Source organism: Bacillus sp. FSL K6-3176, from assembly GCF_038003325.1.
Classification (GTDB): domain Bacteria; phylum Bacillota; class Bacilli; order Bacillales; family Bacillaceae; genus Bacillus; species Bacillus altitudinis.
In genome coordinates, this window is the sequence record NZ_JBBOOX010000001.1 from 2,226,509 (window position 1) to 2,241,073 (window position 14,565).

A 14,565-nucleotide genomic window follows, 5' to 3' on the forward strand; every position below is an offset into this window, starting at 1 on the left:
TTCCCTCCTTGATTAAAAATGGATCGCCTTTCCGTCAACAGCCAGTGCTGCCTCGCCAATTGCCTCTGACAAGGTTGGATGCGGGTGGATCGTCTGTCCCACTTCCCACGGAGTTGCATCTAATACTTTGGCTAATCCAGCTTCAGATATCATATCTGTTACATGAGGACCAATCATATGAATCCCTAAGATATCATCTGTCTTTTGGTCAGCAATGATTTTGACAAATCCATCAGACTCTCCAAATACAAGCGCTTTTCCGATGGCCATAAAGGGAAACTTCCCAATCTTGACTTCGTAGCCTTGCTCTTTTGCCGCCTGTTCAGTCAGTCCAACGCTAGCGGTTTCTGGGTGAGAGTACACACATTTAGACACGAGCGTTTCATCAAGCGGCTTTGGATCTTTACCAGCCATATGTTCTACTGCAATCATGCCTTCATGTGATGCGACATGCGCCAGCTGAAGACCGCCAATGACATCACCTATTGCGTAAATATGCGACTCTTTCGTTTGGTAATGCTCATTCACGACAATGCCATGATTTTCTGTCTGGATGTCCGTGTTTTCAAGACCTATGCCTTCCACGTTTGGCACTCGGCCAACTGAAAGAAGCAGTTTCTCTGCTTCAAACGACTGAGTGTCTCCACCTTTTTCCACTTGGATCTTGACGAGATTCTCGTGCTTTTCGGCAGTATCTGGCAGAACCTTCGCATTTGTCACTAAGGTGATGCCCTTTTTCGTTAAAAGCTTTTCCATTTCTTTAGAAATATCTTGATCCTCTGTTGGTAAAATGCGATCTGCAAATTCGATCACTGTGACTTTTACGCCAAAATCATTGAGCATAGAAGCCCATTCGATTCCAATCACGCCTCCGCCGACAATCAGCATGGACTGAGGGAGTTCTTGCAGTTCAAGTGCTTCGTCTGATGTAAGGATGTGTGTTCCATCCGCTTCAAGTCCGGGCAGGACGCGCGGTCTTGATCCAGTCGCAATGATGACCTGCTTAGGAATCAGCATTTCATTTTCATCGCCATTCGCCATTTCTACCGAGATGGTGCCTGGCATTGGCGAAAAAATCGAAGGGCCTAAGATACGGCCTATTCCTTCGTATACATCAATTTTCCCTTGTTTCATTAAATGTTTGACGCCGCCTGCTAATTTGTCGACAATCTCTGTTTTTCTTTTTTGTACGCTTGCAAATTGTAAGGCAATTCCGCTTGCTTCAACGCCAAAATCAGCGGCACGTTTGACCGTTTGATAGACTTCTGCACTTCTAAGCAGCGCTTTAGATGGGATACAGCCTTTATGAAGACATGTTCCACCGAGCTTTGATTTTTCTACGACTGCTGTTTTCAATCCAAGTTGAGAGGCACGAATGGCTGCTACATAGCCGCCTGTGCCTCCACCAAGAATGACGAGGTCATATTCAGTTGCCATGACTTGTCACTCCTTTCTCCGCCTTTTGATCATTTGGGTATTCTTTTGGTGTTTCTTCTTCTTTTAAAATACGAAGCGCCCCTTCTGCTAAGGATTGCAATTCATTTTCACCTGGGTACACAACAACATCTGAAATCCAGTCAATGTATCCTCTAATGCTTGACGTAATTTGTTTGCTGTAGGCAAGGCCGCCTGTTAACACAATGACGTCTACAGCTCCTTTTAAGACCGCACTAGCCGCACCGATTTCTTTGGCAATTTGATAGCACATCGCTTCATAAATAAGCGCCGCACGCTCATCACCTGCTTCGATCATGCGCTCTACTTTTACTGCATCTGTCGTACCAAGATAGCCTGCAAGACCGCCTTCGCCAATAATGCGTTTGAGCATTTCCTCTTGCGAATATTCACCAGAAAAGCATAAATTAACAAGGTCACCTGTTGGAAGAGTTCCTGCCCGCTCTGGGCTGAAAGGACCCTCGCCATGAAGACCGTTATTCACATCAATGACTTTTCCTTTTTGATGTACACCAATCGTAATTCCGCCGCCCATATGGGTAATGATCATGTTCAAATCTTCGTAACGCTTTCCAAACGAAGCAGCCGTTTTTCTTGCGACTGCTTTTTGATTTAACGCATGAAAAATGCTTTTCCGCTCAATTGTTGGCAGTCCTGAAATACGAGCAATCGGCTGTAGTTCATCTACGACTACGGGATCAACAATAAAAGCTGGGATGTTAAGGCCAAGTGCAATTTCTCGGGCAATAATTCCGCCTAGATTAGAGGCGTGCTGGCCAGCATACCCTTCTTTTAGGTCTTCAACCATTTGCTCATTTACTTCATATGTGCCACCTTCAATCGGGCGAAGCAGACCACCACGTGCGCAAACTGCATCAAACTTTGAGATGTTCATCCCCTGTTCATGCAGTGTTTTCAAAATGGTTTCTTTCCGGAATGAAAATTGATCAATGATATGAGGAAACTGCTTGATTTCCTCATCTGTATGTCTTAATGTCGTTTCAAAAATAGATCGTTCATTATGAAACACACCGATTTTTGTTGAGGTAGAGCCAGGATTAATCGTGAGAATACGCCATTCTTTTGTCAGCAAAAACAAAACCTCCGTTTCAACTCATTCATCCATTTAGCGACGACTTAAAATATGTTGACCATTTTGCAGGAATTGGCTTCTTGATTTGCGCATTCTTTCAATTCGCTCTTCAGCCAATCGGTCAGCCGCTTTATAAGTTGGAATGGCATCACGGTTAGAGATTTCAATCACTCGCTCAATGTTTTGGTAAATGCCTTCTACTTTTTTCATTGCACGATCTGCATTATAGCCATAAAGCTCATCTGCAACATTAATCACACCGCCTGCATTGATCACATAATCAGGTGCATACACAATGCCCATTTCATGAATAAGATCTCCATGATGTGTTTCTCTCAGCTGGTTATTCGCTGCACCTGCAATGACTTTTGCCTTTAATTTAGGAATCGTCACATCGTTAATGGTTGCACCGAGTGCACATGGTGCGTAAATATCACATTCTTGATCATAAATATCATCAGGGTCTACCGCTTTTGCACCGAAGTCTTCTACAGCTCGCTGAACTGAGTCTTTGTTGATATCAGTAACGATAAGCTGTACGCCTTCTTCATGCAGGTGTTTACATAGGTTGTAAGCCACGTTTCCAACACCTTGAACGGCAATTGTTTTTCCTTCTAATGAATCTGTACCGAATGCTGCTTTTGCAGCTGCTTTCATCCCTTTATATACACCGTAAGCAGTCACTGGAGATGGATTTCCTGAAGAACCAAATGCAGGAGAGATGCCTGTGACAAAGTCTGTTTCTTCATGGATAAGATCCATATCTTCTACCGTTGTACCGACATCTTCAGCGGTGATATAACGGCCATTTAATCCTTGAATGTAACGGCCAAAAGCACGGAACATTTCTTCATTCTTTTCTTTTCTCGGATCACCAATGATGACCGTTTTACCGCCGCCAAGGTTAAGCCCTGCCGCCGCATTTTTATAAGTCATACCTCTCGCAAGACGCAAGGCATCTTCGATCGCTGCTTCTTCATTTTCATATGTCCACATTCTTGTTCCGCCGAGTGCTGGCCCAAGTGTTGTATCATGAATGGCAATGATGGCTTTTAAACCAGACTGTTCATCCTGACAAAATACAAGCTGTTCATAATCGTATCGTTCCATATATTTAAAAAGTTCCATTTTCTATTCCTCCTAATACTTTCACTTAATTTGATGTACAGATGGCAAGTGCAATTGAATAGAGCTTACTTTCTGCTGAATCAGACCGACTTGTTAAAGCAATCGGTGCTTTCGCTCCTGCCACCACAGCTCCCACTTTTGCATGAGCAAAGTAGATGAGAGATTTATAAAGAATGTTGCCTGCTTCAATGGTTGGCACAAGCAAAATATCTGCATGACCAGCCACATCACTCGTAATATTTTTATGAGAAGCTGCCGTTTGAGAAATGGCATTATCTAAAGCAAGCGGCCCATCAATCAGGCAGCCAGAAATTTGACCTCTTCGATTCATTTGCGCAAGACTTGCAGCTGTGAGCGTCGAATCCATCGCTGGGTTTACGACTTCTACCGCTGATAATACCGCCACTTTGGGCATATCATTTCCGACAGCTTGTGCGACTTGAACGGAATTCACCGTAATTTCTTTCAGCATATTTAAATCAGGCGCAATGTTCATCGCAGAGTCCGTCACATAGATAAAACGGTCAAAGCCCGGTACTTCGAAGGCTGCAACATGTGAAAGGACACTCGCTGTCCGAAGCCCATATTCTTTATTTAGGACAGCTTTTAACAGTACGGCTGTCGGGACATGACCCTTCATGAGAATATCTGCATGATTTTCACTTACTGCCTGAACGGCAATTTTGGCAGATTCTTCTGGTGAATCTGAATGAATAATATCTATCCAGTCTTCATTGATCTCATGCTGTTTGACTAGCTCCTTTAGGTTGCGTTTGTTTCCAACCAGCAGGAAGCGAGCGACTTTTCGTTCGATTGCCATTTTGATGGCATGAAGCACTTCTTCGTCTTCTGCATGAGCCACAGCCGCTGTTTTATTCTGCAGCTGCGAGGCTTTGATAATCAGATCGTCAAGCTTCATACTTGCCCACCTTTCCTTGTGCTCGGTTCCTCTTTTTATATGCAAGTTCCGTGCCAGCTTGAAATGTGTGAAAAATAAACCTTTTCGCAAAGAAATCATGCAATTTTTTGCAGGTTACGTGCATGTTACTGCATGCTATCTTTTGCAAGCTGATACTTATCCATTTTATAGTAAAGATTGCGAATGCTGATCCCTAATGTTTTCGCTGTTTTTGTGCGATTGAATTGATGTTTTTCAAGGGTTTGTTTGATCAGCTGCGCTTCAAATGCTTCTACAGCATCCGAGAGCGTCTCCCCCTCAAATTGACTTACAGCCAGTTCCTGCTGCTCTTTTTCCTCATGCTCGTCTGACTCCATGAAGGCGATATGTGCTTCATCGATCCATTCTTCTTGCGGATTCAAAAAGATCATCGCTCGTCCAAGCACATTTTCAAGCTCTCTCACGTTGCCTGGCCAGCTATATGATCGAAGTCTATGAAGCGCACGATCTGTTAAGCCGCTGACGTTTCGCCCATAGTCTAAATTGATCTTTTGGATGAGGCGTTTACTTAATGATTCAATATCTTCGAGACGCTGTCTGAGTGGTGGAATCGATATCGGGTATCTGTTCATTCGATAATATAAATCCTCTCTGAACTTACCTTCTGCCATCGCCTTTTCAATATTGACATTTGTCGCTGTGATCACACGCACATCGACCGGTATCGCTTTCGTTCCGCCTACCCGTACAATTTCTTTTTCTTGCATGACACGTAGCAATTTCGCTTGTGTACTTGGCGTCATTTCACCGATTTCATCTAAAAAGATGCTGCCTTGATTGGCTTCTTCAAACAGCCCTTTTTTCCCGCCTCGCCTTGCACCAGAAAACGCTCCTTCCTCGTAGCCAAACAGTTCTGACTCTAAAAGAGTTTCTGATAAGGCAGCACAGTTGACACGGACAAAGCGGTTGTACTTGCGATCACTTTCATTGTGAATGGCATGTGCAAACAGCTCTTTCCCAGTACCTGATTCTCCACGGAGTAAAATGGTTGCCGGCGTTTTTGCACCCAGCTTTGCCTGCTCAAGTGCGACAAGCATTTGTTCACTTTCTCCAATAATGTCTTCAAATGTGTACTTTGCTTCAAGTGTTCGGATGAGCTGCCTTGCTTTATTTAATTCATTCGTCAATGATTGAATTTCGGATACATCGTGAATGACCCCGACACTGCCTTTTAGAATGCCGTCCACAATAACAGGTGCTACATTGACGATGACATCTTTTTTGTTTGGACCAACCTTCATTCTGACGCCTCGAACAGGTCTTCTTGTTTCAAGCACCTTTAAGTGCATGCTTTCCCCTTCGGAAATATCAGCTCCTGCTGGTTTCCCCACGACCTCTTTATCCGTTAAACCGGTCATTTTCGTATAAGCACGGTTGATCAAAATACCTTTCCCTTGCTCATCGACAACCGATATGGCTTCATCTGATGATTGAATAATAGCCTCAAGCATCGTTCTTACTTCTTTGAGGTTTGTTACTTCCTCCGCAAGCTCCACCGCATCTGTTATGTCTTTAAAGATCGATAAAGCACCTAACATTCTCCCCGCGTCATCAATAATCGGCAGACGGGTGGTCACAATTTGAATTTGCTGATTCAAAAATTGCTTTTGGTTAAATTCCGGCTCCCTTGACCTTAATATATCGGGAAGTTTCGTGTTCGGAATCACTTCTCGAATGTGACGGCCAATCGCATCCTTTTGCGAACACCCCACCATTTTGGCAGCCGATCGATTAAACAGGACCACTTCTTCATCCATATTAATAAAAATCATGCCATCATTCGTTGCATTAAAAATGCGGTCATGTTTATAGGTTTGTTCCTTCAATATTTGAATAAGCTGTTGTTTCTCTGCCATTAATTCTGACATGACGTATGCCATCGAGCTTGGCACAATCACAGCATGCTCTGGTTTTTGTTCAATTAGTTCCTTCAGTACAGCAGAACTGCCTGTGGTTTCAATGATGATATCAATGTCATCTTTTATGTATTCTTTCCAATCCGTCGTCGTCTCAATTCCATTCTTTTTCGCTTCATCCATCCCCGGTGCCTCGAGATCAAGGTCGGCGATCGCAATGATTTGAACCGTATTTGTTTTCAGCAATGTTTCAAGCAGTGCTGATCCACCTTGTCCTGCACCGACAATCAAGACTCTCTGCATCCCGTTACCCCTTTATATGAAAAATTTTGCACACCATATTTTTCCGTTGCAAAAAATTGCACAACACCTATATTACCACGTTTTCCTTTCTTGACAAAATATTTTTTGAATTAGACAATGGAAGTAAATGACGTTTAAGGGGACATTTGATGGGGAGAATACTGGCATTAGTGATTATTTTAATACCTGGAGCCTTTGCAGCACTTGGCATTAAGCTGCTGCGCGACACTGTTTTCGGCATCATCATTGCACCATTTCCATATTTATGGCTGCAAGGAATTGCAGGGTTGTTATTTTTAGGGGGAGGTCTTTATGTTGTTGCAGGATTTATTTTATATAGAGACCGTAAACGAAATAAAGTAACAACTCGTTTTAAGCAAAGGTAATCATGAAAAAGACCCGCTGTTGATAGCAGGTCTTTATTTCATTTCTTCTCTTATTTTGACGGCTCGATCAGGAAAATCAGTAAAGATTCCATCAACACCCAAGGTCAACATATTTTTTATTTGCTTCTCACTGTTTACAGTAAACGGTCTGATCACTTGTTGGTCCGCATGGAGAGCGGATACTACTTCTTTTGTCACCCCAGCGCCCTTTATATTCGGATGGTAGCCCTTTGCCGGGATTGTTTTTAAATACATGTCCGGTTGATGAATCACATCCATCGTGAGGACCGCCAGTTCAATGTGCGGCATCAGCTTGTGAAAAAGAGCTAAGCTGCCGTGATGAAATGATGAGACAAGCACTCGATCCTCTATTTGAAAGTGCTCAATTTGCTCTTTTACTTTTTCTTCAATCCCTGGATATCGATAAATAGAGTTTTTTAATTCAATGTTGATCATAAAGGATGGTCTCTGCGTCACTAGCTCTAATACTTCTTCTAATAGAGGAATGGAGACCGCACCCGTTTCTTCATAGAAAGAATGACTGGCATCTCCTCTTTTTAACTCTTCATATGTATAGTCTTTCACTAACCCTTTCATATTGGTCGTTCGGTTCAGCTTTTCATCGTGAATGACAGCTAGTCTGCCGTCTTTGGTGAGCTGAACATCAAGCTCAATCCCATCCGCTCCAGAATGGAGTGCGTGCTCAAAGGCAATCATGGTGTTCTCTGGATAGTTTCCTTTAAAGCCTCTATGTGCAAAAATTTTCGTCATATGCCACCTCTAAATATGATGATTACCTATATTATGACGTGTCTGTTTTCGTTTTGCCAGTTTGAGCACATAAAAAAACCTCTTCTAATAAGAGAGAAGAGGTTGACAGGTAAATTCGATCACGTAATCGCTCTGATGGCTTGCTCTGTCGTCTCTGCGTCAAGAGCAAAAAGGGAAGAAACAACTGCGACTGCTGTAACGATTGTTACACCTAACAACAACTTTTTCATAAGATAACCTCCACTTTCTTTTGAAGTATTTGTGCATCGAATTTCTTTTCAAGAAAACGAATGGCATTTTGATAATCATTTCGTTCCTTGAAGTATTTCGATATTTGTTCAGACAAATCCTCAAGCTCCACATATAATCTATTTTTTTCTATGTAGTCTAATTTTTCAGAGAATACGTCTGCTGCTCCACTATTTTCGCACATCAAATCCAAAATTTCAAATTTTACTATATATTCATTATTTTGGATATCGCAGCTATATTGAATCCCCTCTTTAATATATTCTTTTGCCTCATGATCCCCTAAATGAACTAAGGCATTTGCGAGAACATATAAAGATTGGATGAAATAATGGCTATTGTCGCGATGAATTTGAATGCTCATCCCTTTTTTAGCGTATTGTGCGCTTTTTTCATAATCATGTTTTGCGTAATAAAGAACCGCTAAATTGTGATAGCACTTCCCAATCAGCACTTCATTGTTAATGCGCTTACTTTTCTCAAGTGCCTCTTGGTACTTTTCCTCAGCTTCATCAAACTGTAGTAAATCAATACAGTTGCTTGCATGTAAGATCAAGCTGTCAATCGCCTGTGCGGTATATTCCTCATGCGCTTTAAACGTATCAATGGCTTTTTTAATATGATTAATGGAAATGAAATTTTGCTTCAGTTCGTAATAAATGGAAGCGACTTTATGATGAAAAGTCCCTACTTCAAGATCTTCATTCACACGTTTTAGCCGCTGCTCAGCAATCTTATAAAAACTAATCGCCTCATCATATTTTTTGACATAGGCAGCATATTGGCCTTTATAAAAGTAAAAATAAAAATTAATAATGTCATCTGCTTTTTCATCCAGCGTTCCGACACTTTTCATAATCTGATTGGCTTTTTCAATATTTCCAAGTAACATTTCATGTCTGCCGTCGACTAGCTGATAATAAAGAAGAACTTCTCGATCCTCATCTGTATTTTTTAGCAAATTCTGAATTTTCTCTTTATAGACAGCAGATTTTTCTAGGTCATTCTGAGAAATGACCCTCGTCCACTTGCTAATTTCGTTCGCAACCTCAGCAGAGTGGATTTTCAGCTTTCCCATAACCTCACCCTCTTCTTTTCATTATTATAGCATAGTAAAAGAATGTGAAAATTATTAAATTCGACAATGGGAATATTCAGTTCAAATGGCACAATCTCTAAGAAGCCAGTGACTTTAAAACGCCAACCAATCGGGTCAATAGAAATAGAACTTTCGATCTCATTTACTTTATTTACTAATTACATAAGACCTTTTCCTCTCATCCTTTTTCTTACGAATGAGCGTTTTCTTCTTCTATAAGCCAATTGATTAGCGTAGCTGATTACCACTATTTTATGTCCTATTCATTTCTTTCATGCTTTATTTTTCATTTTATTCTGAAAATAAAGCAGCCCGTTTGTCCAATTTAAACATTAAAGATGATTTTATCAACATATCCATTTTTTAGCAATATTTTACAAAAATAAAAAAACGCCTCATTGAAGAAACGTTTTTTTATGGACGTTGACTTAGCTTGCTCTATGCTCTAAACGCAGACGATCAGCCACCATCGCAATAAATTCTGAATTGGTCGGTTTGGCTTTTGACATGCTGACTGTGTAGCCAAAGAGTGACGAAATGGAGTCAATATTCCCTCTGCTCCAAGCCACTTCAATGGCATGACGAATCGCTCGTTCTACCCTGCTGGCTGTCGTGTTAAATTTCTTTGCAATGTCTGGGTACAATACTTTTGTAATACTGCCAAGTAGTTCAATATCATTGTACACCATCGAAATGGCTTCTCTTAAGTATAAATAGCCTTTAATATGAGCTGGCACGCCAATCTCATGAATAATCGTCGTAATGCTCGCATCTAAGTTCTTACGTTTCGGTTCAGGTTTGCTGCGAAGGACACTGTTTTGGATAGATGAAGATCGATGGCTGACTTGTGTGCCGTTTCCACTGACTTGACGAATATGACCTACGAGGTTTTCCATATCGAATGGTTTCAAAATGAAGTAGGATGCGCCCAAATCGACTGCTTTTTTCGTTACGTCTTCTTGTCCGAAAGCCGTCAGCATAATGACACTTGGCTGTTTGGTCATTTCATTGTTTTCACGGAGGCGTTCCAGTACAGCAAGACCGTCTAAATGAGGCATGATAATATCTAAGAGGAGAACGTCGGGCTCTTTATCTTTAAATAATGTCAGACATTCCTGACCATTATACGCCACGCCAAGTACTTCCATATCTTCCTGTCCCTCAATATACTCTGTCAAAAGGCCAACAAGTTCTCGATTGTCATCAGCTACACACACTTTAATTTTCTCCACGTTCTTTCCTCCCCAATGTCGATTCCTTAGTCTTTTGCATTTCTCTTCTGAGTGTTCAATTCGACAAAACCATGCTATCCCCTTTAAAAAAGTTTAATTTTCCGAATAATAGAGCATTATCTAGCTTTTTCTACGTTTTTCTTAATGAATCGACGATTATTGCAATTTGACAACACACTGTTTTCCATTTTGTCGAAAAATCTCTTTTTCCTTATTTTATAACATGATGGAAGAGAAAGAAAGGGTAGAAAAAAACTGCCGGAAGATTCGCGGCAGTTTTTCATCAGCTTGCTTTTTTGTTTTTTTGATAAAGGTCAATTCCTGCTTCTGACAGCATCCATTCAATGTGTACGCCGTATCCGCTTGTCGGGTCATTGACGAACACGTGAGTGACCGCTCCAATGACTTTGCCATTTTGGATGATCGGACTACCGCTCATTCCTTGAACGATCCCGCCCGTTTTGCTTAATAAGCGCTCATCCGTTACTTTAAGCACCATTCCTTTTGTTGCCGGGAATTTTTGTGGTGTTGTGCTGACGATTTTAATATCAAATTTCTCTACTTTATCATGGTCCACAACCGTTAATATTTCGGCTGGACCTTCTTTTACTTCATTTGATAATGCGACTGGAAGTGGTTTGTCTGCTACATGATTTTCAAGTTTTTCGGTTAACGTACCAAATATACCGAATGGACTGTTACGTGAAATATCACCTATCGTTTTTCTTTCGGAAGAAAACCTGGCCAATTTTTCTCCAGGGTTGCCTCCTGTCCCTTTTTCAATGGATGTGACAGTTGATCTGACAATTTCACCATTGTCGACCACGATTGGTTTTTTTGTATCCATGTCAGAAATCACATGCCCAAGGGCGCCATATTTTTTAGAAGATGGTTCAAAGAAGGTCATCGTCCCGATTCCTGCTGCGGAATCACGAATATAAAGACCGATTCGATAAGTACCTTCACTTGCATCTTTCGCGGGTGTTAATGTCGTTTGAAAGGTTTTATGGTCTCTTTTTATGAGTAAATGAAGGGTTTCCCCCGTTTTTCCGGCTTTCTGAATAAATGGGGTGAGGTCATTCATCTTCTCCATTTTGTGACCATTGATCTCAATGATCATATCCCCTGATTGAATGCCTGCGGCTTCACCTGGTGATTTTTTGCCGTCTGCTGTTGTGATTTGATGAAAACCGACAACGAGAACTCCGACAGAGTGGAGTTTGACGCCAATGGATTGTCCTCCAGGAATGACTTTTAATTCGGGAAGAACATCGACTTTTGTTTTCTTAATAGGAAATCCTTTAAAATCATAAACAATTTCGGCTTTTCCCGCCTTTTGTCCCGTTACTTCAAGTTGATTCTTTTTCTCTGAAAGACTAAAGGCTGGTGAAGAAGCATTGGCTGACGCTTCAATGGATGTATCAATCGAATGCTTCTCGTGTTCAAATACTGCGACAGTTGTTGGAATGCTGATATATTCCTTCACTATGCTCATAAACCCTGTACTTATTAAAGAAACAAGGAGAATCACACCAATGGCTTTTCTCATCTTTTCGGGCATTCATTTTTCACTCTCCTCGCTCCTTACCCACACCAGAACATTAATGTTTTGGCTACATCTTTACTTTTGCCTTCTTAGCGAGGATTTATAACCGACACCTTTAGAAAATGATTGGATAAATTGATAAAAGAAAAAGACGAATTCATGCGTATATACGGCGAATATGAGACAATATAAAAAAGGCAGCTGTTGTTTCAGCTACCCTGTCGTTTTGACATCATTTGCTTGGTGCAGTAATTCTTTTGCATGCTGTTTTGTGAGCTCAGTGACTTCTACACCAGCAATCATTCGGCCGATTTCACTCACTTTTTCATCATCACTTAGTGGTTTGACGTTCGTCATTGTTCTACCAGCTTTAGCGCGTTTAGAAATAAAAAGATGTGTATCAGCCATTGCTGCGACTTGCGGCAGATGGGTAATACAGAGTACTTGTGAACCTGCTGCTACTTTATAAATTTTTTCAGCAATGGCTTGTGCTACTCTGCCGCTAACGCCCGTATCCACTTCATCAAATATAATGGACGTCACTTCTTGTTTCGCTGAGAAAATACTTTTCACTGCCAGCATGACACGCGAAATTTCTCCTCCAGATGCTACTTTTGACAAAGATTTCATCGGTTCACCCGGATTTGTAGAAATGACAAATTGCGCTTGATCTATGCCATTTTTCCCGAGCTGTACGGGTTTTCCATCTAAAAGCGGGCAGTCCGTACTGCCAAATGGTGCATATCGAATCGTAAAAGCGGTATCAAAAGAAGACTTCTCCATATATAAATCCTTCAATTCAGCTTGAATTTGCTTCGCCAGTTTTTTCGCCCATTTTTTACGGAGCTCTGACACGTTGAGCGCTTCAAGCAATGCATCCCGGCTTATCGCGTCAAGTTTGTTTTTAAGTGTCTGCAAATGGCTGTCTCGATTTTGGATTTGGTCTATCTCCTCTTCAATCTTAGCCGCATATTCTAAAATTTCCTCAACGGTTGTGCCGTACTTTCGCTTCAGCTGCTTCATCTCATTTAACCTAGACTCAATAAAATCAAGACGGGCTGGGTCAAATTCTAATTGATCAAGCATGCTGCGCATTTGAAAAGTAGAATCTTCTAATAAATAATAGGAGTTTGACACTTGCTCAGAGAGCTTTTTCAGATCGTCGTTGATCTCAGAAACTTGCTCAAGCTCGCTTGAAGCCATTCCAACCCAATCAAGTCCTCCCTGCTCATTACGCAGAGCATTATATGCGTTTTGAAGCGAGGAAAAGATTTTTTCAAAATTGCTAATTTGATGACGTTCCTCTTGAAGCTTCTCATCTTCTCCAGGCTCTAATTGTGCCGCTTCAATCTCTTCCAGCTGAAATTGCAATAAGTCTAACCGGTGAACCATTTCCTGTTCATTTTCAGACAGCTGTTTGAGCTTTTGCGCTGTCTTCATATATTGATCATACGCTTCTTGATACTGCGAGAGAGCAGGTGCAATTTCTTCTGCTCCAAATTGATCAAGCAAATGCAAATGATTTTCATCCTCCATGAGCAGCTGATTATCGTGCTGTCCATGTATATCAAGCAAAAGCCGGCCAACTTCTCTTAAAAGCGAGATGGTGACAAGCTTACCATTAATGCGGCAAATGCTTTTCCCGCTTTGATTGATATCACGGCGAAGAATCATCATTTCATCAGATGCATCAATTCCTTGCTCCTCACAAAGGGCAAATACAGGATGATCTGCTGGTACAAGAAAAAGACCTTCAAGCTCTGCTTTTTTTTCGCCATAACGGACAAATTCGGATGATCCTCTTCCCCCTACGAGAAGTGAGACAGCGTCAATCATGATTGATTTTCCGGCACCTGTTTCCCCTGTTAGAACTGTGAGTCCTTTTTCAAACGAAACCGTTAACTCCTCAATGATTGCAAAGTTTTTAATGGTTAGTTCTGCTAACACTCATTTGACACCTCTTTTTGTAAACCTGATCTCTTTATAGAAGCTCTAAAATTTTGGACGAAACGGTATCCGTATCGTCTGGCGTGCGGCAAATGATTAAGATGGTATCATCCCCACAAATGGTTCCCATAATTTCTTCCCAATCTAAATTATCCATTAAAGCACCGATGGCTTGAGCGTTCCCAGGCATTGTTTTTAGAACGATTAAATGACTGGCAGCATCCATTTTAATAAATGCGTCCATTAAGGAACGCTTTAATTTTGATAGCGGGTTAAACCGCTGATCTGCAGGAAGGCTGTATTTATATGTTCCATTATTTGTTGGCACTTTGACTAAATGCAGTTCTTTGATATCTCTTGATACGGTCGCCTGTGTGATGTTATATCCATCCGCTTTCAAAATATCGACTAATTCGTCTTGTGTTTCGATTTCTTGGCTTGCGATAATTTCTCTAATCTTAATATGTCTTTGACCTTTGTTCATTTTGACCCCCCTAGGCGTTAGAATCTCAGTTTGTCTTTACGTTCTATGTTATATGATG

At 41.3% G+C, this 14,565-nt stretch carries 12 protein-coding genes; 1 reads left to right on the top strand and 11 read right to left on the bottom strand.

Features of this window, described 5'->3' with window-relative positions; translation table 11 throughout:
- Positions 1-12 precede the first annotated feature (12 nt).
- From lpdA to MHB38_RS11540, 5 genes are all read right to left on the bottom strand, one after another.
- Complete coding sequence (gene lpdA / locus MHB38_RS11520; RefSeq protein ID WP_341003442.1) at positions 13-1,437, bottom strand: dihydrolipoyl dehydrogenase; 1,425 nt, start codon at positions 1,435-1,437, stop codon at positions 13-15.
- The gene (gene buk, locus MHB38_RS11525) at positions 1,427-2,548 is read right to left on the bottom strand and encodes a butyrate kinase (RefSeq protein WP_065460683.1); all 1,122 of its coding nucleotides are present in this window, start codon (positions 2,546-2,548) and stop codon (positions 1,427-1,429) included. The genes lpdA and buk overlap by 11 nt, the downstream gene beginning before the upstream one ends.
- Before the next feature lie 33 nt (positions 2,549-2,581).
- On the bottom strand, positions 2,582-3,676 hold the full coding sequence (gene bcd / locus MHB38_RS11530; protein ID WP_341003448.1) for a branched-chain amino acid dehydrogenase: 1,095 nt from the start codon (positions 3,674-3,676) through the stop codon (positions 2,582-2,584).
- A gap of 25 nt (positions 3,677-3,701) precedes the next feature.
- Positions 3,702-4,595 (bottom strand): phosphate butyryltransferase, encoded by an 894-nt coding sequence (yqiS, locus tag MHB38_RS11535; protein WP_008342231.1) that lies wholly within the window; start codon positions 4,593-4,595, stop codon positions 3,702-3,704.
- A 125-nt stretch (positions 4,596-4,720) separates the two neighbouring features.
- A complete protein-coding gene (locus MHB38_RS11540; RefSeq protein ID WP_017367572.1) occupies positions 4,721-6,793 on the bottom strand; it encodes a sigma-54 interaction domain-containing protein in 2,073 nt (690 codons plus the stop codon).
- Positions 6,794-6,942: 149 nt separating this feature from the next.
- On the opposite strand from MHB38_RS11540, the gene MHB38_RS11545 reads away from it, so the two are divergent.
- Positions 6,943-7,179, top strand: a complete 237-nt coding sequence (locus MHB38_RS11545; protein ID WP_017357960.1) for a DUF2627 domain-containing protein — start codon at positions 6,943-6,945, stop codon at positions 7,177-7,179.
- Positions 7,180-7,212: 33 nt separating this feature from the next.
- Here MHB38_RS11545 and MHB38_RS11550 read toward each other — a convergent pair whose 3' ends face one another.
- The 6 genes from MHB38_RS11550 to ahrC all read right to left on the bottom strand — a co-directional run bounded on the left by MHB38_RS11550 (position 7,213) and on the right by ahrC (position 14,507).
- The gene (locus MHB38_RS11550; protein WP_017367573.1) at positions 7,213-7,950 is read right to left on the bottom strand and encodes a glycerophosphodiester phosphodiesterase; all 738 of its coding nucleotides are present in this window, start codon (positions 7,948-7,950) and stop codon (positions 7,213-7,215) included.
- Between the two features lie 226 nt (positions 7,951-8,176).
- Complete coding sequence (locus tag MHB38_RS11555; RefSeq protein WP_007501159.1) at positions 8,177-9,277, bottom strand: Rap family tetratricopeptide repeat protein; 1,101 nt, start codon at positions 9,275-9,277, stop codon at positions 8,177-8,179.
- Between the two features lie 449 nt (positions 9,278-9,726).
- Positions 9,727-10,530: a sporulation transcription factor Spo0A gene (gene spo0A / locus MHB38_RS11560; RefSeq protein ID WP_008342226.1), complete on the bottom strand. Its 804-nt coding sequence runs from the start codon at positions 10,528-10,530 to the stop codon at positions 9,727-9,729.
- 283 nt (positions 10,531-10,813) lie between these two features.
- On the bottom strand, positions 10,814-12,091 hold the full coding sequence (gene spoIVB / locus MHB38_RS11565) for a SpoIVB peptidase (RefSeq protein WP_025207604.1): 1,278 nt from the start codon (positions 12,089-12,091) through the stop codon (positions 10,814-10,816).
- Positions 12,092-12,289: 198 nt separating this feature from the next.
- A complete protein-coding gene (gene recN, locus MHB38_RS11570) occupies positions 12,290-14,023 on the bottom strand; it encodes a DNA repair protein RecN (protein WP_113747197.1) in 1,734 nt (577 codons plus the stop codon).
- A 34-nt stretch (positions 14,024-14,057) separates the two neighbouring features.
- Positions 14,058-14,507 carry a transcriptional regulator AhrC/ArgR gene (gene ahrC, locus MHB38_RS11575; protein WP_007501163.1) on the bottom strand — a complete coding sequence of 150 codons (450 nt, stop codon included), beginning with the start codon at positions 14,505-14,507 and terminating at the stop codon, positions 14,058-14,060.
- Between the last annotated feature and the right edge of the window lie 58 nt (positions 14,508-14,565).

Excerpts from the sequence above, each read along its gene's own strand:
- lpdA (WP_341003442.1), bottom strand. The coding sequence starts at position 1,437 with ATGGCAACTGAATATGACCTCGTCATTCTTGGTGGAGGCACAGGCGGC.
- bcd (WP_341003448.1), bottom strand. The coding sequence starts at position 3,676 with ATGGAACTTTTTAAATATATGGAACGATACGATTATGAACAGCTTGTA.
- yqiS (WP_008342231.1), bottom strand. The coding sequence starts at position 4,595 with ATGAAGCTTGACGATCTGATTATCAAAGCCTCGCAGCTGCAGAATAAA.
- MHB38_RS11540 (WP_017367572.1), bottom strand. The coding sequence starts at position 6,793 with ATGCAGAGAGTCTTGATTGTCGGTGCAGGACAAGGTGGATCAGCACTG.
- MHB38_RS11545 (WP_017357960.1), top strand. The coding sequence starts at position 6,943 with ATGGGGAGAATACTGGCATTAGTGATTATTTTAATACCTGGAGCCTTT.
- MHB38_RS11550 (WP_017367573.1), bottom strand. The coding sequence starts at position 7,950 with ATGACGAAAATTTTTGCACATAGAGGCTTTAAAGGAAACTATCCAGAG.
- MHB38_RS11555 (WP_007501159.1), bottom strand. The coding sequence starts at position 9,277 with ATGGGAAAGCTGAAAATCCACTCTGCTGAGGTTGCGAACGAAATTAGC.
- spoIVB (WP_025207604.1), bottom strand. The coding sequence starts at position 12,091 with ATGCCCGAAAAGATGAGAAAAGCCATTGGTGTGATTCTCCTTGTTTCT.
- ahrC (WP_007501163.1), bottom strand. The coding sequence starts at position 14,507 with ATGAACAAAGGTCAAAGACATATTAAGATTAGAGAAATTATCGCAAGC.